The organism is Acinetobacter defluvii, from assembly GCF_001704615.3.
In the GTDB taxonomy this organism is placed as follows: Bacteria; Pseudomonadota; Gammaproteobacteria; order Pseudomonadales; family Moraxellaceae; genus Acinetobacter; species Acinetobacter defluvii.
Genome location: NZ_CP029397.2, coordinates 1,738,737 through 1,761,312, shown reverse-complemented (window position 1 = coordinate 1,761,312; position 22,576 = coordinate 1,738,737). Strand labels below are relative to the sequence as shown.

The 22,576-nt window shown below is 36.2% G+C and carries 34 protein-coding genes and 1 tRNA gene; 21 read left to right on the top strand and 14 right to left on the bottom strand.

The features are described from left to right. Positions 1 to 52 precede the first annotated feature (52 nt). Entirely contained in the window at positions 53 to 1,249 is a 1,197-nt protein-coding gene (locus tag DJ533_RS10770; RefSeq protein ID WP_065995097.1) for an MFS transporter, read from the bottom strand. Continuing rightward, positions 1,246 to 1,683, bottom strand: coding sequence for a MarR family winged helix-turn-helix transcriptional regulator (locus DJ533_RS10765; protein WP_065995096.1), 438 nt, complete (start codon positions 1,681 to 1,683; stop codon positions 1,246 to 1,248). The genes DJ533_RS10770 and DJ533_RS10765 overlap by 4 nt, the downstream gene beginning before the upstream one ends. A 389-nt stretch (positions 1,684 to 2,072) precedes the next feature. Here DJ533_RS10765 and DJ533_RS10760 point away from each other — a divergent pair, with 389 nt between their 5' ends. Both DJ533_RS10760 and DJ533_RS10755 read left to right on the top strand, forming a co-directional pair. Beyond that, positions 2,073 to 2,657, top strand: a complete 585-nt coding sequence (locus tag DJ533_RS10760; protein ID WP_065995095.1) for a YceI family protein — start codon at positions 2,073 to 2,075, stop codon at positions 2,655 to 2,657. Between the two features lie 144 nt (positions 2,658 to 2,801). After that, complete coding sequence (locus tag DJ533_RS10755) at positions 2,802 to 3,821, top strand: tyrosine-type recombinase/integrase (RefSeq protein ID WP_065995094.1); 1,020 nt, start codon at positions 2,802 to 2,804, stop codon at positions 3,819 to 3,821. Here DJ533_RS10755 and DJ533_RS10750 read toward each other — a convergent pair. From DJ533_RS10750 to DJ533_RS10725, 6 genes are read right to left on the bottom strand one after another with little or no spacing between them, the layout of a single operon-like run. Then, entirely contained in the window at positions 3,818 to 4,105 is a 288-nt protein-coding gene (locus tag DJ533_RS10750; RefSeq protein WP_065995093.1) for a DNA-binding protein, read from the bottom strand. The genes DJ533_RS10755 and DJ533_RS10750 overlap by 4 nt on opposite strands. Further along, a complete protein-coding gene (locus DJ533_RS10745) occupies positions 4,105 to 4,329 on the bottom strand; it encodes a hypothetical protein (protein ID WP_065995092.1) in 225 nt (74 codons plus the stop codon). Before DJ533_RS10745 ends, DJ533_RS10750 begins: the two co-directional genes overlap by 1 nt. Before the next feature lie 57 nt (positions 4,330 to 4,386). Continuing rightward, positions 4,387 to 4,695 carry a hypothetical protein gene (locus DJ533_RS10740; protein WP_065995091.1) on the bottom strand — a complete coding sequence of 103 codons (309 nt, stop codon included), beginning with the start codon at positions 4,693 to 4,695 and terminating at the stop codon, positions 4,387 to 4,389. Continuing rightward, a complete protein-coding gene (locus DJ533_RS10735; RefSeq protein ID WP_065995090.1) occupies positions 4,692 to 5,741 on the bottom strand; it encodes a hypothetical protein in 1,050 nt (349 codons plus the stop codon). The genes DJ533_RS10740 and DJ533_RS10735 overlap by 4 nt, the downstream gene beginning before the upstream one ends. A gap of 10 nt (positions 5,742 to 5,751) precedes the next feature. Continuing rightward, positions 5,752 to 6,516 (bottom strand): hypothetical protein, encoded by a 765-nt coding sequence (locus DJ533_RS10730; RefSeq protein WP_065995089.1) that lies wholly within the window; start codon positions 6,514 to 6,516, stop codon positions 5,752 to 5,754. Beyond that, the gene (locus DJ533_RS10725) at positions 6,516 to 6,977 is read right to left on the bottom strand and encodes a hypothetical protein (RefSeq protein ID WP_065995088.1); all 462 of its coding nucleotides are present in this window, start codon (positions 6,975 to 6,977) and stop codon (positions 6,516 to 6,518) included. The genes DJ533_RS10730 and DJ533_RS10725 overlap by 1 nt, the downstream gene beginning before the upstream one ends. Before the next feature lie 187 nt (positions 6,978 to 7,164). Between DJ533_RS10725 and DJ533_RS10720 the strand changes: the two genes are divergently transcribed. Next, the gene (locus DJ533_RS10720; protein ID WP_215900537.1) at positions 7,165 to 7,413 is read left to right on the top strand and encodes a hypothetical protein; all 249 of its coding nucleotides are present in this window, start codon (positions 7,165 to 7,167) and stop codon (positions 7,411 to 7,413) included. Here the strand turns inward: DJ533_RS10720 and DJ533_RS10715 are convergent. From DJ533_RS10715 to DJ533_RS10705, 3 genes are all read right to left on the bottom strand, one after another. Next, positions 7,397 to 7,651, bottom strand: coding sequence for a hypothetical protein (locus DJ533_RS10715; RefSeq protein WP_148245834.1), 255 nt, complete (start codon positions 7,649 to 7,651; stop codon positions 7,397 to 7,399). The genes DJ533_RS10720 and DJ533_RS10715 overlap by 17 nt on opposite strands. A gap of 289 nt (positions 7,652 to 7,940) precedes the next feature. Continuing rightward, positions 7,941 to 8,897 (bottom strand): GGDEF domain-containing protein, encoded by a 957-nt coding sequence (locus DJ533_RS10710; RefSeq protein ID WP_065995086.1) that lies wholly within the window; start codon positions 8,895 to 8,897, stop codon positions 7,941 to 7,943. 187 nt (positions 8,898 to 9,084) lie between these two features. After that, a complete protein-coding gene (locus tag DJ533_RS10705) occupies positions 9,085 to 9,444 on the bottom strand; it encodes a hypothetical protein (RefSeq protein WP_065995085.1) in 360 nt (119 codons plus the stop codon). An 83-nt stretch (positions 9,445 to 9,527) separates the two neighbouring features. Between DJ533_RS10705 and DJ533_RS10700 the strand changes: the two genes are divergently transcribed. Continuing rightward, the gene (locus DJ533_RS10700) at positions 9,528 to 9,764 is read left to right on the top strand and encodes a hypothetical protein (RefSeq protein WP_065995084.1); all 237 of its coding nucleotides are present in this window, start codon (positions 9,528 to 9,530) and stop codon (positions 9,762 to 9,764) included. A gap of 3 nt (positions 9,765 to 9,767) precedes the next feature. On the opposite strand, the gene DJ533_RS10695 is transcribed toward DJ533_RS10700, so the two are convergent. The 3 genes from DJ533_RS10695 to DJ533_RS10685 are packed head-to-tail and all read right to left on the bottom strand — an operon-like array spanning position 9,768 to position 11,103. Beyond that, positions 9,768 to 10,040: a hypothetical protein gene (locus DJ533_RS10695; RefSeq protein ID WP_065995083.1), complete on the bottom strand. Its 273-nt coding sequence runs from the start codon at positions 10,038 to 10,040 to the stop codon at positions 9,768 to 9,770. A gap of 44 nt (positions 10,041 to 10,084) precedes the next feature. Next, positions 10,085 to 10,288: a hypothetical protein gene (locus DJ533_RS10690; RefSeq protein WP_065995082.1), complete on the bottom strand. Its 204-nt coding sequence runs from the start codon at positions 10,286 to 10,288 to the stop codon at positions 10,085 to 10,087. Between the two features lie 41 nt (positions 10,289 to 10,329). Beyond that, on the bottom strand, positions 10,330 to 11,103 hold the full coding sequence (locus tag DJ533_RS10685; protein ID WP_065995081.1) for a S24 family peptidase: 774 nt from the start codon (positions 11,101 to 11,103) through the stop codon (positions 10,330 to 10,332). Between the two features lie 116 nt (positions 11,104 to 11,219). On the opposite strand from DJ533_RS10685, the gene DJ533_RS10680 reads away from it, so the two are divergent. The 17 genes from DJ533_RS10680 to DJ533_RS10600 all read left to right on the top strand — a co-directional run bounded on the left by DJ533_RS10680 (position 11,220) and on the right by DJ533_RS10600 (position 22,566). After that, a complete protein-coding gene (locus DJ533_RS10680) occupies positions 11,220 to 11,483 on the top strand; it encodes a helix-turn-helix domain-containing protein (protein ID WP_065995080.1) in 264 nt (87 codons plus the stop codon). Between the two features lie 9 nt (positions 11,484 to 11,492). Next, a complete protein-coding gene (locus DJ533_RS10675) occupies positions 11,493 to 11,840 on the top strand; it encodes a ribbon-helix-helix domain-containing protein (protein WP_065995079.1) in 348 nt (115 codons plus the stop codon). 110 nt (positions 11,841 to 11,950) lie between these two features. Beyond that, complete coding sequence (locus tag DJ533_RS10670; RefSeq protein ID WP_065995078.1) at positions 11,951 to 12,856, top strand: hypothetical protein; 906 nt, start codon at positions 11,951 to 11,953, stop codon at positions 12,854 to 12,856. Beyond that, a complete protein-coding gene (locus DJ533_RS10665) occupies positions 12,856 to 13,614 on the top strand; it encodes an ATP-binding protein (RefSeq protein WP_065995077.1) in 759 nt (252 codons plus the stop codon). Before DJ533_RS10670 ends, DJ533_RS10665 begins: the two co-directional genes overlap by 1 nt. Continuing rightward, positions 13,592 to 14,116 carry a hypothetical protein gene (locus DJ533_RS10660; protein WP_228716469.1) on the top strand — a complete coding sequence of 175 codons (525 nt, stop codon included), beginning with the start codon at positions 13,592 to 13,594 and terminating at the stop codon, positions 14,114 to 14,116. The genes DJ533_RS10665 and DJ533_RS10660 overlap by 23 nt, the downstream gene beginning before the upstream one ends. Beyond that, positions 14,113 to 14,295 (top strand): hypothetical protein, encoded by a 183-nt coding sequence (locus tag DJ533_RS10655; protein WP_065995075.1) that lies wholly within the window; start codon positions 14,113 to 14,115, stop codon positions 14,293 to 14,295. Before DJ533_RS10660 ends, DJ533_RS10655 begins: the two co-directional genes overlap by 4 nt. Further along, positions 14,292 to 14,807 (top strand): hypothetical protein, encoded by a 516-nt coding sequence (locus DJ533_RS18800; RefSeq protein WP_065995074.1) that lies wholly within the window; start codon positions 14,292 to 14,294, stop codon positions 14,805 to 14,807. Before DJ533_RS10655 ends, DJ533_RS18800 begins: the two co-directional genes overlap by 4 nt. Continuing rightward, positions 14,800 to 15,000, top strand: a complete 201-nt coding sequence (locus DJ533_RS10645; RefSeq protein WP_065995073.1) for a hypothetical protein — start codon at positions 14,800 to 14,802, stop codon at positions 14,998 to 15,000. The genes DJ533_RS18800 and DJ533_RS10645 overlap by 8 nt, the downstream gene beginning before the upstream one ends. Further along, positions 14,978 to 15,373 carry a PDDEXK family nuclease gene (locus DJ533_RS10640; protein ID WP_065995072.1) on the top strand — a complete coding sequence of 132 codons (396 nt, stop codon included), beginning with the start codon at positions 14,978 to 14,980 and terminating at the stop codon, positions 15,371 to 15,373. Before DJ533_RS10645 ends, DJ533_RS10640 begins: the two co-directional genes overlap by 23 nt. 5 nt (positions 15,374 to 15,378) lie before the next feature. Further along, the gene (locus tag DJ533_RS10635; RefSeq protein WP_065995113.1) at positions 15,379 to 15,882 is read left to right on the top strand and encodes a hypothetical protein; all 504 of its coding nucleotides are present in this window, start codon (positions 15,379 to 15,381) and stop codon (positions 15,880 to 15,882) included. A 785-nt stretch (positions 15,883 to 16,667) separates the two neighbouring features. Next, positions 16,668 to 16,729 (top strand) — tRNA-OTHER (locus tag DJ533_RS10630). A 67-nt stretch (positions 16,730 to 16,796) separates the two neighbouring features. Beyond that, positions 16,797 to 17,303 (top strand): SH3 domain-containing protein, encoded by a 507-nt coding sequence (locus DJ533_RS10625; protein WP_065995071.1) that lies wholly within the window; start codon positions 16,797 to 16,799, stop codon positions 17,301 to 17,303. A gap of 1,155 nt (positions 17,304 to 18,458) precedes the next feature. After that, positions 18,459 to 18,899 (top strand): hypothetical protein, encoded by a 441-nt coding sequence (locus DJ533_RS10620; RefSeq protein ID WP_065995070.1) that lies wholly within the window; start codon positions 18,459 to 18,461, stop codon positions 18,897 to 18,899. A gap of 192 nt (positions 18,900 to 19,091) precedes the next feature. Continuing rightward, positions 19,092 to 19,334, top strand: a complete 243-nt coding sequence (locus DJ533_RS10615) for a hypothetical protein (RefSeq protein ID WP_065995069.1) — start codon at positions 19,092 to 19,094, stop codon at positions 19,332 to 19,334. Positions 19,335 to 19,695: 361 nt separating this feature from the next. Beyond that, positions 19,696 to 20,334: a putative metallopeptidase gene (locus DJ533_RS10610; protein ID WP_065995068.1), complete on the top strand. Its 639-nt coding sequence runs from the start codon at positions 19,696 to 19,698 to the stop codon at positions 20,332 to 20,334. A gap of 58 nt (positions 20,335 to 20,392) precedes the next feature. Continuing rightward, positions 20,393 to 20,893 carry a DUF2280 domain-containing protein gene (locus DJ533_RS10605; RefSeq protein WP_065995067.1) on the top strand — a complete coding sequence of 167 codons (501 nt, stop codon included), beginning with the start codon at positions 20,393 to 20,395 and terminating at the stop codon, positions 20,891 to 20,893. Beyond that, complete coding sequence (locus DJ533_RS10600; RefSeq protein WP_065995066.1) at positions 20,890 to 22,566, top strand: terminase; 1,677 nt, start codon at positions 20,890 to 20,892, stop codon at positions 22,564 to 22,566. The genes DJ533_RS10605 and DJ533_RS10600 overlap by 4 nt, the downstream gene beginning before the upstream one ends. Positions 22,567 to 22,576: the final 10 nt, after the last annotated feature.

Sequence of the window (22,576 nt, the reverse complement as noted above, 5' to 3'; positions counted from 1 at the left end):
CGAGTTAAGTAATTTATTCTAGGTTTCATTGTTTTTACATTGCTACTCAACATTAAGCTAGCTTTCTAGTGCTGACATTTTTTCCATGTAAAGCATAATAAATGACGATGCATAATAAGGAAGTAATCGCACTATACATATAAAGTGTTGAATAACTGATTGAGTTTAAAGTCATTCCTAAAAAATAAGGACCAAAGCCTAAACCTGCGTCCAAAAAGATAAAAAAGGTCGATGTTGCAAAACCCATACGCTCGATACTGGCACTTTTTACTGCAACAGTTTGACAGACAGATTGGATATTCCCATAACCTAAACCGAGCAATGCCGCACATAGCAATAACATCCATGAGTTTTGTGCTTGGCTTAAAAGCAGTAAAGCAATTGCCATGATGACAAATGCAGGATACATAATGATATTTTCACCCTTACGATCCATTAACGGTCCTGTAAATGGACGCGAAATCAAAATTGCAACTGCATACATGAGAAAGAAAACAGAGGCAGCTTCAACCAAATTAATTTCTTTTGCATAAAAATTAACAAAAGACAAAACCCCAGAATAACAAATTGAAGTCAACAACATGATGAAGGAAATAGGCAATGCTTTTTTCTCAACAAATTGGGAAAGCCAACTATTTGTCTCCACGTTTACTGCACTTTGAGCAGATTTTGTTTGTGGCAAGTCTGAAATTTGAATAAATAAAGCGACCACTAAACAGAATACAGCAATGATAGAAGATAAGGTAAAAATAGCATGATAACCAATATGTAACATCATCCAAATTGCTAAAAATGGACCAATTGCTGTACCTAACGTGCTACTCATACTGTAATAGCCAATCCCTTCACCACGCCGAGTCGGTGGTAAAATTTGCGCAATAATTGTGCCTAAAACCGTAGAGGCCATGCCCATCATAAAGCCGTGCATAAAACGTACTAACAGCAACATGCCGACATCAAACTTGATAAAATATAAGCCAGAAAACATTAAAAAACCCGTTAAACCGACTATTAAAGTGGTTTTACGCCCAAATTTTTCTAAGAAGTTTCCAACCAATAAGCGCCCAATAAGTGTTCCTACAATGAACAATCCAGACACTAAACCTGCTTGGGCGGTCGTTGCAGCGAGTTCAGATACAGCATAACCAACAATGACGACTACCAAGAGATAGAAAGTCAACACTAATTGAAAGTTGATCGCACTGACCAAAATAAAGTTTCGCGTCCACAAAGGTGCTTGGCTATTCATATCACTCTCGATTTTATTTGTTGTAGTTGTTGCATCATTAAGGTTAAAGTAAGTTTTAACTCACTTTGCTGTTCTTTAGCTACCTCGCCCAATAATTGCTGCTCAAACTCATTAATAAGTGTGGAACAAGTTTGATAAACCTGTTGACCTAGAGGGGAAAGTGCTAGCATTTTTTGTCTTTTATCTGGGCTGTCAAGCTGTGTGAGTAAATTCATATGTTCCAAAACTTGCACACGCTTGGTAATAGAAGGTTTAGAAACATTTAAATATTCTGCAATATCTAATGATGTACAATGTTTTTTGAAATGAATCACATAGATCACTTGCCAAAGCGAATAATTTAAATTTTCGGTTTCTAAAACTTGATTAATACCTTCACTGAGCATTCGGGCACATTTCAAAATTAAAGCACGTAAAGTTGGGGTATTGGGCATAATAGTTAACCAGGCTAACTAGTTTATGGGAAATATACGCTTGTCCATTTAAAAATTCAACTGAGATTAAGTTGTGTGCTAATTCACGTTTATACCGTCTATAACATGTTATGTTTTTGTATCTATTACGGTATTTGGGTATTCAAAATAAAAATAAATTTTCAATAAACAAAACTGCCACGAAATCTTTAAATAAAAAAATACAATTTAAGATTTTGAAAAATATAAATAAAATAATTTTTTATATTTACTTTCACGAGACTGTTCTTTAAAAAAGAATAAAAACTTTCAGATCGTTCTATCCATGCAACATATCGTTTTATGGATAAAGCTGCATTAATATCTCAAAAGCGTAAACTAACAATCATTCAAAAGCGAGATTAAAAAACATGAACTTTAAAGCATTAACACTTGGTTTGGCTGTTGCGTCAGTGGCAACATTTTCTATGGCAAAACCTGTAGCGTATCAAATTGACCCAACTCATACAGCAACTGTATTTTCTTGGAATCACTTTGGTTTTTCTACACCTTCTGCAAACTTTAGCAATATTCAAGGCACAATTAATGTTGATAATGAAAAACCTGCAAACTCATCTGTCAATGTGACTATTCCGCTTGAAAGCTTGAATACGAACGTAAAAGCACTTGATGAACACTTGAAAAAAGCAGATTTTTTTGATGCTGAAAAATATCCAAACATCACATTTAAAAGCACTAAAGTTCAAGCCTTAGGGAAGAATAAATATAAAATCACAGGTAACTTAACTGTAAAAGATGTCACTAAGCCAGTGGTTTTAGATGCCGTGCTTAATAAACAAGGTGAGCATCCAATGACTAAAGCACAGTCAATTGGCTTTAATGCGACGACTTCATTTGATCGTTCAGTATTTAATGTCGGTGGGTATGTGCCAAATGTTGGCGATAAAATCACTGTAAACATTACTACTGAAGCTTCTGTGGCTACTAATAAGTAATAAATTCAACAACTTGTGCTGAAATTAATTTTATTCAGCACAAGTTTTTTGTCGTGTATGCTGCGCTAAAAGGTGAGTATTTTACCTATTTTTACTATAAAATAAGAATAATTGTAAGTTTATTACGCCAAGATTACGCCAAAAATGAAGATCCCAAAGCCACGTAAAAGAGGTAACTCTTTCCGCATTGAATTAATGTTTAATGGGAAGAGAATTAGTGCCACAAGAGACACTGAAAAAGAATGTGAACAATGGGCAGCATTAAAATTATTAGAGTTAAAGACAGGCAAGTCGAAAGAAGAGCAAGGCATAAAGCCGATTTTTCCTTTTGATCAGCTTTGTGAAAAATATTATCTAGAAAAGGGTAATAAATTAAAATCTGCCAGAGTCATAAGAAATAAACTAGATAATATTCATAGGATTCTTGGTGGTCTTGCAACAAAATCAATTCACGACATAAAACCAAATGACATTGTTCAATGGAGAAACAAACGCATACAAGAAGTCAAAAGCAGTACTGCATTGCGAGAGTTTGCAATGTTTTCATCCATTATTAGCTATGCTCAAAAAGAATTATTTTTAATTGAAAATAATGTTTGGCAAACCGTTGTTAAGCCAGATAAAGGTAAGGGACGTAGTCAGCGGATCAGTATTGAAGATCAAGAAAGATTAATTCAGTTTTTTAAATGGGATATAACGAAAAAACCAACTAGAGTGATGCATTACACATGCTGGGCTATGTTATTTGCACTTGAAACAGCAATGCGTCAAGGCGAAATACTAGCAATGAAGCGTGAGCACATAAAAAATGGCTTTATATTTCTACCAATGACTAAAAATGGTGAATCTAGAAATGTGCCACTATCAAAAGAAGCTAAAAGGCTTTTGGACCTAATACCGTTAGATCAAGATATTATTGTTCCTGTAAAACAAAAGTCTTTAGGCAGAACATGGATTAGAGTAAGAGGCGAGGCGGGTTTAAACAATATTAATTTTCATGACACACGACATGAAGCGATTACGAGAATGGTTAAAATAAGAAAATTACCTGTGGAAGTTTTGGCAAAAATTACTGGGCATAAGACTATTGGGATATTAATCAATACTTATTACAACCCCGATGCTCAGGATCTTGTGGAAATGTTTAATGAAACCGAGAGCTAATTAGCTCTCGGTCTGCCTCTTTGGTTTTTTGTAGTAAGTACATTATGTGCAAGTTGGGGGTTGTACAAACATTTTCCCGCTGTGCCTTGATTAATACTGACCAATTTATCTCGAATTGTATTTACACTGAGGTTGTAAATTTTGGCAAGTTGAGCTGCTGAAACTAACTTAACCTCAACTTCTTTCAATTCTTTAACAACGGCACCGCCAATATTTTGCCCAATTGTGACATGGGGTGGCTTGTTAGATTCGACCACAATTAAATATTCTTGCAATGCTCCCATCACACCACCTTTCCATTTGCCAAAAAACAAACATTATTTTCAAATTTGAATTCAGTACACTGAAGAATTACCTTAACTGTTTTTGCACTCAGTCTAGCAGCTGTCATTAATTGACTTACTGATAATCCAAATGGTTCATTTTGCAAGACTTTGATTACTTTATTTTTAGCATTCTCAAAATTCTTACTAGCAACTTCTTTTTGAAAATCTTTAGCTGAATCCATCACCAACTCCATACATCAAAATTAACTACAATCGTTCCGTTCACCACCAATAAAATTTCAAGCAACAAAAGATAAAACTCCATTTTCATCTCCTTTCATCATGTGTCGAATTTCCATTTCAGCTTTTTCTGTACAAGTTTGCTCAGGTGCACGAAGATGATCTTCAAATTCTTTGCCGAGTTTAAAAGCTGCATCATTACCACCTAGTGAGTCAGTGACTAATACATAGTGAAAGCACTTTTTTATATATCGATCATTGGTACGGGCAGTGAAGCCTTTACCACTTAAGCATTTAACTTGATATCCGAGTTTGTCGAACCAGATGCGAAACGCATCTAGGTTCTTCGGTTTAACAACCTGTTTCATTGAGCAGCTCCATTAGGTCCATTCTCTAACTCAAATCGACGTGCGCGAACATAACCCATGAGTTTTGGTTGAATATCTGGATGACGAGATCGAATTTCAGGTAGTAGTTCATTTAGCTCGTGTTCATTCTTTGAGTTTTGAATACGAACCATTAGCGAAGGCAGTTGAACATCAGCCTCTACCCCCACATTCAACTCATTTAAGCGTTTATGAATTGCATCAATTAACGGCTTGCGCTGTTCTTCAGTCCACGATTTTGTATATGTGGTTAAAGCTGTTGCCTCAACTGGCGTTTTAGCTTCTTCAGCTTTTTCAAGTAATTCATTCAATAAATTTTTATATTGATTATCTTGAGACGTATTTAAATCCAAACTAAGTTCAACGAGTTTGCATTCTTTAGCAACTTTGATTTCACTAAGCTGGTTCTCATTGAAACCAACTCTATGAACATCAAACAAGGTGCAGTTAATTTCTTCTTCACTCGTACAAGCCTTAATTCCATCTAGATAAAGTTGCAGTTCAGTTTCGATTGAAATTTCAACTTTAGGTTCAGAGTGCTCCTCACTGATAGATTTAGCAGGCTCAGGAGCATCTAATTTTTTACGAGAAGCTCGAGTCTTTTTAGGCTTATCGTTAAAACCGTCTTTCACCTCAATTTCAGTAATCATGTTTCCAAAAGATTTACCGAATGCCTGAAGTTGTAATTTCGCATTTTCTGCATCAAGTTGCGCAAAGCCATTCGCAACACTTATACAAATATCACCATGTTCGTGGTCATATTGAGTGCGTAAGATACAAGTGGGCATAACGATATAGATTTCTTGGCCAACTTCTAAATCATGGGGCATAACAGGTTTAGTAAATTGAATGTCTGCCAATACGGTTGTTTCTCGTTTGATACAAAACTCATAATTTTGCATTGCAAAAACAGTAGCAGGGAATTGGTCTAAGTCATCAAACTCAATTAACTCACCTGCAGCACGACACATGATATTTTTGCCTGCCATTAATGCCGCGAATGCTTCATTTCCATTTAAAATATTCATACCTTATCCCTCAGTGATGCATTGCTTGCTGGTTTGAGTTTTGGTTTAGTTGAGCTTGTTTGATTGGCCAACCCATCATGTCAGCACGGGCACAGCAGGCATTTTTGATACCAGCCTCATAAAGCGTGCCTTTAAATTTCTTCATTGCAGCATTTAAGATTTTTGTGTCAGGAGCATCTTTGATTGCATTCAAAGCATCGTTATACAGTTGCTCTTGAGTGCGATTGTCTTTAGGTTTCTGCTGTTGAACTGGCTGTTGTTGTGGGTTTGAATTTTGCGGTTGAGCAGGTACTTGACCTTCTTGATATGCATGATCGTATTCATATAAATATTTACTACCATCATAATTCCCAAGATAAACATCGGCAGCCACACCAATCGCTTTAAACGCAACACCAAGAGCATCAGTAACTGCTTTTTTATAACCCTCATCATTTGCTTTTAATTGTCCTTTAGCGAGTTCCACAATTTCTGAACCACCCACACCAGAGAACTCTTCACCCCAAGCGCCTTCAAATTTAGTTTTTACTGCAACTTCTGCAAAGCACATCACTGAGCCAGAAGGTGCTGTTTCAGACCAAGTTCGGACAATTCGATAAGTCCATCCATGACCAACAGGACCGAATGCCTGTGTCATTGCCATTAATCGCCATTGTGGATTGATGTCAGATTTACCTTTGAGATAACCAAACTCAATTTTCTTTAAGAAATTGGTCGGAGTTTGTTTTACATCATTCCAAATCTTTAAATTTGTAATAGGATTTTGATTTGACATTACACAGCCTCCACTAAATGATTTTTCTCAATAAAACCAACAAGCAAATTATTAAAATTACGGTGGTCGAGCTGGTCAGTGAAGTCACGATATGGATTACCTTTGTCGTCAAAGACTTTGATTTCTCCGAGTTCTTTAATTTCTACAGTAGTGAAGTCAGATCCTGGTACACCATAGTTGTCTTTATGTGCTACATATTCAAAAGGGAACTTCACAGTAAAGTCATCGAGCTGAATAACGGCGTAGCCAGTACTCATCGATGTGATTTCAATTGTTTGCACAGCGTAAGTAGAAGGGATGTATTCAGTTGCTAGAGGTGGCTTGTATTCAGTAGCTTTATGATCAAAAGCTAAAGAGATAGCGCCAAAAGCGAATAAACTCGTAGCAGCAGCGACTTTTAGAAAGCCTGTAGGTACACGATGTGTAACAGTAGGGTTGATGGAATTTAGTTTTGCATTCATACTAATCTCACTCTTTGAGTAAAAAGTCCCTCTCCGTCGAAAGCTAGGGGCTTTTTTGTTTTCTGATGAGATTTAATTTAGTATTTACTAAATATATTGTCAATAGTATTTACTAAATATTTAGTGATTTAATTTAGTATTGTGTTTTAATAGACAAAAGAAAACCCAACTCCTAAAGGTGATAAGAATGAGCATGCAGCTTTCGAATGAAATATTTGAATGGCGTAAACAATTTGTTGAAAAGCTAATACTGAGCGGTGTGAAGCCTGAAGATATAGAGAAACAGGTGGGTGCTGCACAAAAACTTATTTATGGAAATTATATTAGTACGGTCGAGATTGAATGCCCACTGAGGGTTTTAGGTGAACTAAAAGCCATTCTTCTGGAATTTTCACAAAAGAATGGTTGTCATGTGATTTCTAAGGTAAATCGTTAAACACACGTGAACCACCAGCAAGTGGTTGGTGATGTACACGTCCTTCATCACATACTTCTTCAATCTCTGCATGTGATTCCTTATAGGCTTGAACCCAATCAGATGCAGTAGTTTCTTTATTAGCAAGTTTTGATTTAGTAAGCTCTAACGCTAGGGCTTCTATAATTTCAGGTTTAATATTTTCTCCGATATTTATGGATGTTTTGAGAACAATGTTGGTGCAGAGTCTCAGCTTCATAATATCAGGGAAAGTATGGATTTTTAAAAGAAAACCCACCAAAAGTGGGTCGTAGAATTTATTATGGGGAAAAATATTAAACGTCACACATCTCTAAATATTAACTTAAGATGTGATCTATAAAATCTTAAGCTTAATAAATATCAATAGTTATTAAAAATCTAAAGAATTACCCCAATAGAAATGCCTTTAACGAAACAAGATGCGGGAGACGACTAGATTAGGTACCTTTATTAAAATATTTTAAGCTATGCAAAGGAAATAAAAATAAATTTGTAGTCAATATCTCCTATCTAATAAAAGTACTATTTGATTTAATTGAGGCTTTGTCTTTGTACATTTTTTTATCGGCTTCTATAATAGCGGCCGATAATCCATATGTTGGATCCCTCATTTCTAAACCAATTGCAGCGCTAATATTGGCTTCTAGTAAAGCATTTTTGATTCTTAATACAAGCTTTTTAGCATTCTCCAAATTAGTTTCTATACTAAGTATGGCAAATTCATCTCCACCCAAACGAGCTACAATATCATTGCTGCGTACATTATTTTTTAAAGTTAAAGCTGTTCTTTTAATAAGCATATCACCCGCAACATGACCTAAAGAGTCGTTTGTAATTTTTAAATCATTCAGATCAATTATCAATACTGCAGCAGGATGACCATATTGTTGACAACGCTTTTCTTCTGATTTAATTAATTTATCCCAAGCTCTACGGTTAAACAGACCGGTAAGTGGGTCACTATGAGCTTGTGCTTCAAAATGTTCAGTTTCACGTATTTGTTGTGCTTCTCTTAATTCAGCTTGTAAGATATAACTCAACATCTGTGCTAACAGTTCAAATAGTTCAGCATTTTCCAGAATATTTTCTGACTGAGGTTGTGGGTCAATGGCACAAAGCGTACCAAAAAGCGTTCCATCTTCTTTTGTGAGTGGTTGACCAACATATGATTTTATGTTTACTAACTGATTTATACCAGCTTCACGATATAATGGAATATGACCTGATGAAGGAGCTATTCGAGGAGCTCTGCCTTGTACCATTTGAGAACAAAAAGAATCTGCCCAACGAAATACTTTACCTTGCTTAACACCATAGCAATTATCTTCACTTTGCAACACAATCCAATCGTCACCCTCAGTTCGAGTAATCATCCATAAACTGAAATCAAAGTGATTGTGCAGGTATTTTAAAACCATTTTACCTGCCTCTTCAAAGCTTTTAAAACCATGGTGACTTAACATAAATATTCACTGTTTAGATTCTTAAATGAACTATTATTATTGTATATATAAAACATGAATAAATACATAAATATAAAACTTAAATAAAGAGTTATTAATATCAAAAAATATTAATAAAAATAAATATTTTCAATCTATATAAATAAAATCCCCCATTATAAAGAATGGGGGACTTGAATCGAATGAACTATTTTTTTACTTCAATAATGCTAATAGATTTATCTTTAATGAATTCCACAATACCTTCACCATTCTTAAAGTGAATTGATACCCCATCATCATTTGCTAAACGCATACCGCTTCCTGATACTGCAGCTTTTAAGTGAATCACTCGCCCAGAATTATCAGTCATTTCTGCAGTTTCAAAGTTGTCTGATGATTTTAGTTGGATGGTAAGATCCATTGGTCCTACAAAGTTAATAACTTGGGTTTCTGCAGGAGTACTTAGTGTGCTTTCCACGGGTTTGGTTGATTGTATAGGAGACGAGTTACAACCTGTTAGTGTCAATGCGATAGCAATTAGTGAAGAACTAATTAAATATTTCAAGTTTTATTTCCTTAAGTAAAGTGTAAAAAATATGATTATACTAGAAAAAAAACCACACTGGGTGGGTTATGGAGTTTGTTAAAATGACTAGAACTGAATTTAGGGCAGGGTTGTATGAAGCTTATATTAAATCAGGTTTTCAAGATCCTGCATTGATACAAGGGTATATATCTATTGCTGAGACATTTGTATTTGATCAAAAAAAACATTCAGAAAAAAAGCAGCCTAAAAAATCAAAATGGAGACTCAACAAAGCCATCCTCAAAACCTCTAAAAAAGATAAAAATCAGGAAAATGGCTCTAATGCTTTAAAAGGATGATATTTATTTTTTACTTGATTTAAAAAATTGTTTTACTATTTTTGGTAGCTTAACAATATTGCTATCAATATTAGAAGTTATGACTTCTATGTTTTCAATTTTTTTTCTGAGTTGAGAAAGAAGCCATTCTGAATTTTTCTCCTCTAGAACTCCAACAACACTTCCACAAGATGAGCACTGGATGAATGTAAAAGGGTATGCAGAACCTTTTACATCACTCTTTATTTCCAACTCAAATGATGCTGAATTACAGTTACCACATTTAGATGTTGCCACTTCATTTCTCCACCCGATCAGTAAGTTGCGTCGGGTTCGCAGTTTTAATTATCCGTTTTCTTAGGAAACATTGGTTGCCCTGGTAATTTGGCAACTTGCTCCATAGTTAACACTGGAATCATGCGCAGATGACCAATACCTTCTGCCAATAATTTTGTTTCCTCTGATGTTAGATGAAGGTCTGAACCCTCAGCCGCAGCAGCTCGGACTCTATCTAAGATTTCATTTACTGGATAAGTGGGTAGCATATTATTCTTTTCCTCTTTAAAAGTTTTATCTACAAGGTGTTTTATGGCTTAACCAAAGCCAACTCTAAACGCCCCACAAAATTAATTTCATTAAGCTGTTCATTGGTAATAAATTCATCTGGGTATCTATTTTTATCAGGATTGTCACTTGTGAGTTTTACTGTGTTAGATCCATAGCTCACGAAAACCCGCTTCATTCTTAACTCATGATTATGAGTGAACACATAAACATTGCCACTTTTTAAATTATTTGGATCTTTATCAGAAACATCTACAAAGAGCGGGCTATCAGGAGCAACAGTAGGGTACATACTGTATTCAGCAGAATAGATAATTTTTAGATTTTTAGGATTAGTTTGTATACCCATAAGCTTTAGGATCTGTGAGTCAATATCCAGATACTCACTAGCATCCTCTAAAAAGTTTTCTATACCCGCACCACAAGAAGCTTTTACATCTTTATAAACAGGGATGCGTACATTACCTGGGCGACCTTTTGTATCCGCACTCCTGAACTCAACTGGAGAAAAATGAATATCACCCTTAGAATTTTCTAAAGCTTTATGTTCGTTATTATTTTTTTCTAAGTCTAAGATTGGCTTATCTAATAGACCCTCATCCCATCCAACTTTCTTTTCAAGATTACGAGCTGCTCGCTCCCCAAAACTCCCATGACCATTCATGAGTTGAGAGATATGACTAGGGTTTAAATCATAGTGTTCGCAAAAAGCAACATCCGATTTAAAACCGTTATTTTCAAGAGCAGCATTAATAGCTGTGCGCAAATTTTTGCGTCTTAATGTGATCGTATCCATATTTAGTATTTCATATAGTTTTTAGTAAAAAGTAAATTCGTAATTGCTAAACTTCTGTTGACATGAATCATAATTAAAATTAGTATTTACTAAATAATTTAGTAAAGGTTATAGGAATGACTTCATCAAATACTGAACAACTAAAAAGTTATTTTTTAGGTCTAACCCCAGAGCGCCGTAAAGCATTTGCAAAAGAGTGTTTAACCACTGTTGGAAACTTACAGCAAATTATTTATGTCAATAAGAAGTGTGGCGCTCCACTGGCTATTCGTATTGATAAAGCAAGCAATGGACAGGTTTCATGCGATTTACTGTGTCCTGATGCTGATTTTAATTATTTGCGCAATAGCAATCTTCAAATAGCGAGTCAACTTGCATAGGAGCTATTCATGTCCTCAACTTTCATCCAACCCAAACTAGGAACTCTAGTATCAGCAAGACTTCCAGCTGACTGGAACGAAGCAATAGATAGTATTAGTGCCAATCGTAGCGATTGGATTCGTGAAGCAATAAAACAAAGACTCATAGCTGAAAACCTAATTGATTTAACTGAGTCTCAGTTTTTACATGAATCAGAAAGTATACCAACGTATACATTGAATACATCGTATACACCAAAGAATACAGGTGTATTCAAAAGTTTATTAAATTTTTTAACCAAATCTGAGGCACAAAAAAAGCCCGAGTTCGCACCTCAAGCTTTTTCTGCTCATCAATCTTTAGGATCAATGAAATGAAGAACCCTAATATACCAAAATACCCGTGCTCTGGCAAATGTAGCGAGTTTAATCCGTGCGAAGCGTGTTGCGAAGTACGGTCGTTTTCTACAGATCAAGGAAGGTGAGCAATGAGTTATTTTAGCACTGGACATGATGTTGTAGATCAAGTGGGGAGTGTACACCTCGAGGGAAATATTTTACCTACAAGCTGGTTTAGCACATTTTGTTTAGAGAGCGGAAAACCAGATTTAAATGCAATTGTTTTACTTTCTGAAATCGTCTATTGGCATCGTCCGACTGTGGTGCGAGATGAGTATTCTGGACAAATTGTACGGGTAAAAAAGAAGTTTAAAGCAGACCTTTTGCAACGATCTTACCAAAGTTTTTCTGATCAATTTGGGTTTTCAAAGCTGCAAGTAAAAGATGCTTTTGATCGTTTAGAAAAAATCGGAGTGATCAAACGTCATTTTCGTACAGTTGAAGCTAATGGTCAGAAATATAACAATGTTTTATTTATTGAATTGATTGCCCCTGTGCTTTTTGAAATGACCACCCTCCCTGTTTCAAAAGAGGGAGGGTCTACCTTTTCAAATGGGGAGGCTCCCCATTTCAAAAGGGGGACAAATACAGAGAATACTACAGAGATTACTACAGATATAAACACACAAGAGAATTCGCCTAAAAATTCTGTTGATGAAGTTTTAAATCTTTGGGTACCTGATTTGCATTCTTTGAATTCTTGGTTGCAGCGCTCTGGTGAACAACCAATGACACGAGACCAAGCCGAACAAGTTTTGATTGAGGTGAATTCGCATTATTCACCAAACTTAAAACTAGGAAAAATCACTGACACGCAAATGTATTCAAATTTTGTGAAGTGGATTAAGCGCAATAAATCAACAGCGAAAAAACCAACACGCTCTGAAAACAAAAAAACTCAACCTATAAATCGCAACGTCAACGATGCATGGAAAGATATTCCTGAATTCCAAGGTCATGTTGAGCCAGTTGAAATACCGGAGGACTTTTACTGATGAATGCAATTTCTCTAATCAACCACGGTTTTCAACAGGTGGAAGCGTATTGCGCTACACACCGAGTTGCCAAGGTTCAATCAGGACCATATCAAATTTGCCCTAAATGCGCCGTGAATGATGTTGAAACAACGAATCAAGATCGCCAAGCTGAAGTTGATCGTATGGTTCGCGATAAACATTTTTCAGGAGCAATGCTTCCAGCTCGTCATGCAAATTCAGGATTTAGAAATTACATGTTGGATTCAAACAATCTTGGTCAAGCGAATGCAAGAAGCCAATGTGTGAATTACACCAAATCGATTGCAACAGGTGTTAAATCCAATTTGATTATGGTGGGTAGTACTGGTGTGGGTAAAACCCATTTAGCTTGTGCAACAGCAAGAACCTTACTTAACAAAGGGCTTTATGTTCGTTACATCACAAGCGAAGAACTTGCACAACGAATCATGAATGCATGGGACAAGGATAGCAAAGGTCAATCTGAGGAATCTGTAATTCATGATTTTACGCAATACAACCTACTGATCCTAGATGAGTATGGTTTGCACGATCGTGAAAAGCGCTTGGAGCTGATTCATAAAGTTTTATATGCACGTTATGGCGCAGGCAAGCCAACCATGCTTATTTCGAATTTTACTTTGGCTGAATTGCAGAAAGATCTAGGAGATCGTCTTTGGTCTCGTTTTCAGCATGATGGATTGATGGTGGTTGAGTGTAATTGGGCGGATCAGCGTGTTGGAGGTCGTCATGTTTGATAAGCAGTCTATTCTTGCACTAACAGATATTATCCAATTGCCTGAGGCAGATCGCTTGCAAGCAATCCAAGCTCAATTTGGCGGCAAATCGAATGATGAGTTATTGGTATTGCTTAACAGCGTTCTGAATATTTCAGTGAATTACGCCGCTTCTTGTGATGAAACACTATATCTGCATCTAGTCACATCGGGTGATATGCATCCAAATACAATTGAAAAATTAATCTCACCTAGTTTTCATGGTGCTCTAAATGGACTGATCTTGGCAAAGAAAGCACCAAACCAGAAGGTTTTATGCGATGGCTGTGCATACCGTCATGGAACTCTTGCAAATCATTGCCTGACAACACAGTCCGATCTAATGACAGCGTTGAATTCGGAATCTATTTTTTATTGTCATGAAGGTGTTGAGAACCTTGATGTGCCTACCGAAAAAGATCGTAAGTGCATGAAGCCTTGTAAGGGTTGGGCGCAGCATGTGAAGAATAGAGGTGCTGCATGAATTTCCAAATAGGTAAATACGTCACACACCCAAGCACAGGTCGCCCAAATATGATTAAACAGGTTCGAATCAGCAAGGGTGTGAAGTGGTTGGGATTTGGTTCAAACACAATCGGTTGGGTTAAAGCCGAAGATTGTAAGGCTTGGGATGGTCCTAAAGTTTTTGGAGGTGCGGTGTGAATAACGAGTTCAAAGCAGGCAATAGAGTTCATGTTGATTTTCTCAGTGAAAACCATACCGAATTCTCAGGCAAGAAAATTGAGGGTGAGGGTGTAATTGACCGTGCTGAAGATGGTTATGTATATGGTCGTCTTGATAGTGGTCAAACTTTTATGTGCTCTGAAGCTGATGTAGTTGTAATTAATGATGATGCTGAAACTGAATTTAAGAAGTGGATTGAAGTATCACCAGAATATCAAACATTAGTTTTTCAACATGGCGAGCGTTTGTTTATCCGTCGTAATGGTCAGTATGAAATTTTATCTGTTCGTTTGGCTCGTAGACTTTGGGCAATGATTGAGGGTCATCGGTTTACGATTAATGCAATGGGTGAAGTATTGGTTGAGAAAGATAATCGGATTAAAGAGGCTTTGAGCTTGATTCAGGCATGGAATGATCAAGGTTATAGGGATGATGCTGAGCAATTAATTAATGTTGATTTGGTTGAAGCCCTGCGAGGTGAGCATGAGTAACCCATTTCGTATTGGTGATAGCGTGATGCATGACGTTGAAGCATGGCAACAGCCAACAAGTACGCTCATTGTTACACATGTTAAAAATCTTGTAGTTGCTGCAATTGATGATAGTGGACAGAAGTTTGTTGGGAATTATGGATGCTTCACTTTGATTAAGCGAGGTACCAGTGTCCAGCATCTCCATCGCTGATTACAAAGCTAAATACGCTAAACCACGCCGCAGTAAACGCCGTGTGTCAGTGAAAAAAGAACGCGTGGTGAGCGAGGGAGAGGCTACCCTCGTTCAACATTTAAAGACGTACAACATCGAGTTTCAGAGCGAGTTCAAATTTAATCCAGAACGCAAGTGGAGAGCTGATTTTCATCTAATTGGAAAAATGATTTTGATCGAGGTTGAAGGTGGTATCTGGAGTAATGGGAGGCATACGAGAGGTAAGGGGTATTTAGGGGATATGGAAAAATACAATTCAGCTCAGGAATTGGGTTATTCGGTGTATCGGTATAGCACTGAGCAGGTGAAAAGCGGTAAGGCGATTGATGAGATTAGACGGTTGATTGGGTGATGAGTATGAATGCAGCTATAACAATTATGCAGGCAACAAATTGGAAGAAGTATAGCTTTGAAGAATGGTGCCGTCAGCTCGGTGCTTGGATCAATGGTGACAATGAAACAATGGTACGTGTTGTAAAAACAATGCCAACCAAACGTATTACACAGCAACAGCGTGAAAAATTGATGGCTATGTATATGAATGACGTTGAGCTAAAGGATCGTTTATGTGTACGTCGCAAAGGGACGTGTTGCCAGTTAGATAGTAATGAGGCTCGTGCGATACATAAGTTATTTTTAGATATTCAAGCTATTGATGATGAGGTTGTTGAGGAGTGGATCAGCGTTATTTGGTCACATTATGTTATGGGTAATTCTGTGCGAGATATTGCAAAAAGTAATGATACATATGTGTCGCAGATACAACAGGATATTAAATGTGGGTTAGCATTCATTAAGTCACGCTATCCTCATTTCCTAATCGAAAAGTTTTTAAAAAAGACAGAAACTGAATTCACTTGACTGTATATACGGGATATGGCATATTTCTGCTATAGTGGACGAAGTTATAGTAATTCACACTAAATTGTACGATTAATATACCCACTCACCAAATAAGTGGGTATTTTTTTGTTTAGTGGAATTTAGTATGTGTAATAATTTGATATAAAATATCAAAAAAAATATTTGTTATTTCTTTCTAATTTTTGTATAAAAAAAGTACAGCAAAAATGAAAGGGGAAATTGAATGCTTAATAATTCTATAAATTTCTTGTTTTTTGTTTTTATGTACCTAGCGCTTACAACATTGGTATACATGATTGGAAATTTACCAATGTAGTAAGTTTAATCAATCTAAAGAAGCTCACAGAAATGTGGGCTTTTTGTTGCTTTAGGCAGAAGGTGATCATGGGTATGCAAATCAAGATAACGATATGTATCAAGGTATAAAATTTAAATAGCGCCTTATGCCAACATATGTATAAGGGTAGTGCACCACCCGAAACAAGGGTGATTTCGATTTGTGACGCTGTACAAATTGTTCAGCTATAAGCGCAAACGGTGGGATGCAGAAACCAGCCGTATAAATCGGTTTGAATCCAATGTGTTTTCGTCACACATTGAGTTAGCCTCAGAGCCTTAAGTTGTGGGTGACTCCCCGCCAAAATGGAATTGAAAGACACAAAAGCAGATCAATAGCTAACTTTGAGAAGTGAGTCGTGTTGAGTAGCGGTAGATCAGTTGCCGAGCTGATCAGTATCGTAATCTAAGGCAGGGATGTGGCAGATCACCACATCCTTTTTAATACGCCATTAGCTCAGTTGGTTAGAGTCTAGGTGCACAGGTTTAAGTCCTGTATGGCGTGCCATAAAACTAATGTTATATTTAATTATTTAATTTTGTTATATTAAAATTTTTATAATGATTTTAAAGATATGAAAAAATCTACTATTGGGTGGGGATTTGCAGGGGTAGTTGGTTTGGGTGCTTTATTTGGTGGTGATGATACACCTAATACAAATCAAAATACAAAAGAGCCAGTAATAGAGGAGCGATTTGTTAATACTGCAATTCTTAATGTTAGGGATAAGCCTAATGGAAAAATATTGAGTAAAAAACAACGAGGGAACTCAGTTTCAATTTACGAAATTAATAATGGTTGGGCGAGAATCGCTGATAATAGCTTGGACCCAGAATGGGTTTTCTTTACATCATTATGTAAAGGTGAAGGCTGTTATATCGTTAAATCTGAAATCAAAAAGCAAAATTTTGTTCATCAGAGAAATGCTAATTCAATACCATCAGTATCTAATAATAGTGCATCCTATAGCAACTCATACGACAGTGATTGCTCATGTGCTGTTGTAGATTATTGTGTTGGACCTCGTGGTGGGCATTACTGCATCACCAGTAGTGGTAATAAACGATATTTACAAAGATGATAACTAGAAAAAATTTAGTTTAAACTTGAAATTATGAAACTTAATTGGCGTCATTGCATCATTTTAATTAGATTGATTTCTTGCTTTTAAACCTATTGAATCTCAATCTTTAGCTTGGTATATAATCATTTCCAAGCCCTTTATGAGCTAGTTCTAGGCTATCATAGAATAGTTTTTTAGTTTTAATAATGGTGCCATTGATATTTTTTAGGAAATAAAAAAAGCTCACATAAGAAGTGTGTGAGCTTTATAAACCTATTTATTGTTTTTGCGCTGATTTTTTATTATGCAAATGATTATATAAGTGTTTTTCAATTAGTGCGGAAATAATAAAAATTTTAATTAAAAATACAAAGTAACCAGATAAAGATTTAATTAATTGAGTTTTAATCAAAAAAATTATTAAAAATTACTAAAAGTAAGTTAAAGTAAATATGAAATAATGGATTCTGCAGGATGCTTATTGAAGAAATATGATTGATCGCACAAAGGTTGATGCACAGAATAGTTTTACATAAGATTTTTATTTCAAAGATAAACTTATTTAGCGAGATTTTTCTAATATATTTTTTAAATTTTCTATTGTTTTATTAAGTTAAATATAATACTATTTCTTTGCTAGAAATAGCATGTTAGTACAATTTGACAGCTCGGAAAGACGAGCACATCGTCACGGGACGTTAACCGTAGTCTTCTGTTAATTCAGGAGCATCAATTTAAGGTAAAAGTATATACTTTTATAAGATCTTAAATAAAAAAGTTTTGATATAAAGTTTAATATTTATATTGTCCCTAAATTTAAAGGTCTTAAAATATTGTTTAGAGTTTACATTCCTACCCTGTAAGTGAATGTTATCCACCTCCTTTTTAGGAGGTTTTTTTATTGTATATTGCTTTTAATTTTAATCACAATTAATTATAATAGTGTGATTGTTTATTCATTTTAATGAGAAACATACAACCCTGACTCAGCGCAAAAAAGATCGGGGAAAGCCCTTCTGTAATGGAGGGCTTCTTTTTCACTGAGTAAAATTTACAAACTGATATTGATTATAAAAATAAATTACTCTATTAACTTTTTTCAAAATTTCTTATGTATGAATTTTATGTCTATTATTTTTTATAGAATTATAAGTTTTTTATTTGGTAAAATTTATGAATCCATCTCAATACACCCAACTCACCAAAAAATCAGAAATAAAACGAAAGCCGAAAACTCGCCCATTACCGAAAGCTAAAGAAGCATACATAGAAGCTGAGGAGAAGTTTGAGCACGCATTGAATGTATTTGAAATTAAATATCAAAAGAAATTCCAGATTAAATCAACCAAGCATTGGCGTTTTGATTTCCTATTAATTGAGCACAGGATCTTAGTTGAGATTTCAGGTGGACCATGGTCAGGTGGAAGAAAAGGGAAACTCGCAAATAAAGCATGGAGCTTGGATCGTTACGATGTTGCAGCTGATTTGGGTTATACCGTTGTACGAATAGAGTCAGTACCAAGATACAAAATTCAGGAAGATGGACCATTGCAGGTTGAGGCTAATTTTTCGAGTCAGTGGCTTAAGAATTTGAAGGGTAATATTTTTAATTAGGTCTATTTTTATGCATAATATTTTTTATTTTTTTATTAACATTCAATGTTAATCATAGTAATATGGTTGGAATAGGTAATACCCCAGTTACCTATGCAATTTTATGCCCACAATCTTTCCCTAAAGTTGTGGGTTTTTTTATTAAAAAGATTATTATATATTGAGAATAATAATATTAATTAGGGGAATACAATGAATATTTGTATAGGCGGTTGTTGGCATGGTAGTAAATTGTTATCAGTCCCCAAAGCGAATTATTTTTTAGCAAAAGATAGATTAACGAGTAAACCTACAAGATATAATAGATTAGAGATAGTTTGGTTAGATCATCCCAAAATCTTTTGGGTTGCAGATAATTTAAACAATTTAGAGATTACTCAGAAGATCCAACCTTATTTAGAGCATTTTCGTTCCAATTTAGATTATCAAATTTAAATAAGTAATAATTTCTTAGTTCGGAAAGTATTAATTATGAAAGCACACCTACAAATTCTTTTCCCCAAATTTCCCCAATAAAAGAATAAGTAGGTGTGCTCGTTACTTTTAATAGTTATTGGCATTGAGTATATTCACAATAAATAAAATAGCAACTAAGTGTTTGTTTTGTAATATAAAACAAAGTTGGTTAGTTGGTTTTACCTAGTGAATTGATTTTTAATCAATATCTTAAAGTCAAATGATTATTTATTATAAATTAGTGGTTTATAAATAATTAAAAATAATATTGGATTGTTTAGTTTTAGGTCATCTGTTTTCATTTTCTAAGTTTTAGATGTTGTTACTCATAGGTATTTAAATGCAACAGACCAGACCATTCCCACCAACTGAGTTGATTGACCAAGCAGAGGAAGAAGAAGCGATACGCTTGGCACCTGCACCAGATCTAAAAAATTGGGTTGTTGCAAACTTTCTTACCATTGGTGGTACGTTACATAATCCAGATCATGATCATATTGCGGAACTACTTCACGACAATGACGAGTTCTTGGCTTTTGCTTGGGCATCATCTGCCGCCGTTGCTAAAAAGAGAATGGTATTGGGTCAATGTGAAAAGATAATGTTCAACCAAGGTGGATGGAAAAAAGCTCGACAAGAACAACAGATGCGGGACTGGTTCGGGTTTGTACCGACTTATTTAATTACGATTGATGCGAGTTATTGTGAAAATACCAATGACCGCAATTTTTGCGCGTTACTCGATCATGAGCTTTATCACATCGGTGTAGAACGCGATGAAGAGGGTGAAATGCTGTATAGCGATATGACAGGTTTACCCAAGCATTATTTGGCAGGTCATGACGTTGAAGAGTTCTTCGGTGTGGTTAAACGTTGGGGAGCGAATGAAAGCGTCAAGCGTTTAGTTGAAATCACAAAGAATGCGCCGTTTGTTCCTGATGTTGATATTTCCAAGTGTTGTGGGACGTGTATGATTTGAGCTTTAGGGCTCTTTTTTTTGGCTATCTTACATGACGTAGCATGACAAAGGTGAGTTTATGGCGGCACTTAAAGAGCCTGTAAAAATGTTTATAGTTCAGTCTCTTGCTTGCTTTGAAACCCCTCAACAAGTGGCTGATGCTGTCATGCAAAGATATGGCATCGAAATTGATCGCAGACAATGTGAAAATTATGATCCAACAAAGCTTGCAGGACGAAACTTAAGTAAAAAATTAAAGGATCTATTTGAGCGCACTCGAACAGACTTTAGAGAAAACATTGAGGACATTGCGATTGCGAATAAAGCATTCCGACTGAAAGAACTTCAAGGGATGTATGACGACTCTGGTAGGAATAAGCGACTTAAGCAGAATCTACTAAAACAAGCTTTTCAAGAAACAGATGGGCGAGTTACACGGCAGGAACATACTGGCGCAAATGGTGGTGCAATAAAAACCGAGACTGAACAAAAACAATCTCTACCAAAATACACACCAGATGAACTCGCCAACATGACACCACAAGAGCTTTCACGTTTAGCGATTACAGGTAAGTTATGACTTATGCATTAGAAGAAATCGCACCACTCATTAAAGATTGGACGATGAACACGCGTTTGCCTGAAGTTGTAGCTGAAATGACACGGCGCTATTACTACAAGGCTTTAATTGAGCAATGCGAGTTGAGCCAAGAGGCAGAGATTTACAAATGCAAGAATGATCCTGTGCATTGGTTTAATCAGTGGATCTGGACATATGATCCACGTGGTATGGCATTTGGTTTACCTGCAAATATTCCGTTTGTACTGCGACCTAAGCAAGTCGAGTTAGTTGATTGGTTGTTGGAGCGTGAGAACACGCAAACACATGGCTTAATTGAAAAAAGCCGTGATGAGGGAATGTCTTATGTTGTTTTAGGTTTTTTCCTGCATCGCTGGTTATTTGTTGAGGGTTTTGCAGGTGGTGTGGGGAGTCGTAAAGAAGAACTCGTGGATAAGAAGGGAGATCCTAAAACTTTATTTCATAAGTTCCGTGACATGTTTTCAAAAATGCCAGATTGGATGAAGCCTAAAAAGTTTGTCGAAAAAATTCATGACAACTACATGCGAATCCTTAACCCGGACAATGGTGCAACGATCACAGGTGAGGCTGGTGATAACATTGGTCGTGGTGGACGTACCACAATGTACTTTCTAGATGAGTGGGCATTTGTGGAACGTCAAGAAGCTGTAGATGCTGCTATTTCGCAGAACACGAACGTACACATCAAAGGATCTACGCCCAATGGTATTGGCGATCGATTCTATCGAGATCGTTTTAGTGGTCGTTACTCTGTTTTTACAATGCCGTGGCGAGCTAATCCTGATAAGAATTGGCAAGTCGAATTGCGTGGAAAATTAATTCACCCGTGGTACGAAAAACAAATCGCAACTTTAGATGATGTGGTTTTAGCGCAAGAAGTCGATATTAACTATGCAGCTTCTGTAGAAGGTGTGTTGATTCCGAGTGCCTGGGTCCAAGCTGCCGTGGATGCACATATTCAACTTGATATTCGACCGTCAGGTGAGCGTATAGGTGGTCTTGATGTTGCTGACGAAGGTAAGGATAAAAACTCGTTTGCTGATCGCCATGGTGTTGTACTGCAATATTTAGATACGTGGTCTGGTGTCGGTGATGACATATTTGGAACCACTCAGAAGGCGATTGATATTAGCCTTGAGCGTAATTTAAATCATTTTCTTTACGATGCTGATGGGCTGGGTGCTGGTGTACGTGGTGATGCACGTGTAATCAATGAGCTAAATCAAGAAAAAGGTATTCCTGAGATTGATGTTGATCCATTTAGGGGGGCGGTTTCTGTATTTGAGCCAGATGAGGAAATGGTTGAAGCGCGAAAGAATGTCGATTTCTTTGCGAATCTCAAAGCACAAGCTTGGTGGTCACTTCGCTTGAGGTTCCAAAATACGTATCGTGCGCTTAAAGGGATGGAGTTTGATCCTGATTCAATTATTTCATTATCAAGCGCAGATTTACCTGCGGCAGAACTGGAAGCTTTAAAAATCGAGCTTTCACAACCAACATACACAAAAAATGGTGCAGGCAAGATTTTAATCAATAAACAGCCTGATGGTGCATCATCTCCGAACCGAGCAGATAGCGTAATGATCTGCTTTAGTGGTGTTCAGGGGCGTAAAGGTCTTAAACCTGCAGGCGCAGGCAGTCGAGTTTTTTAATTCATAGGTA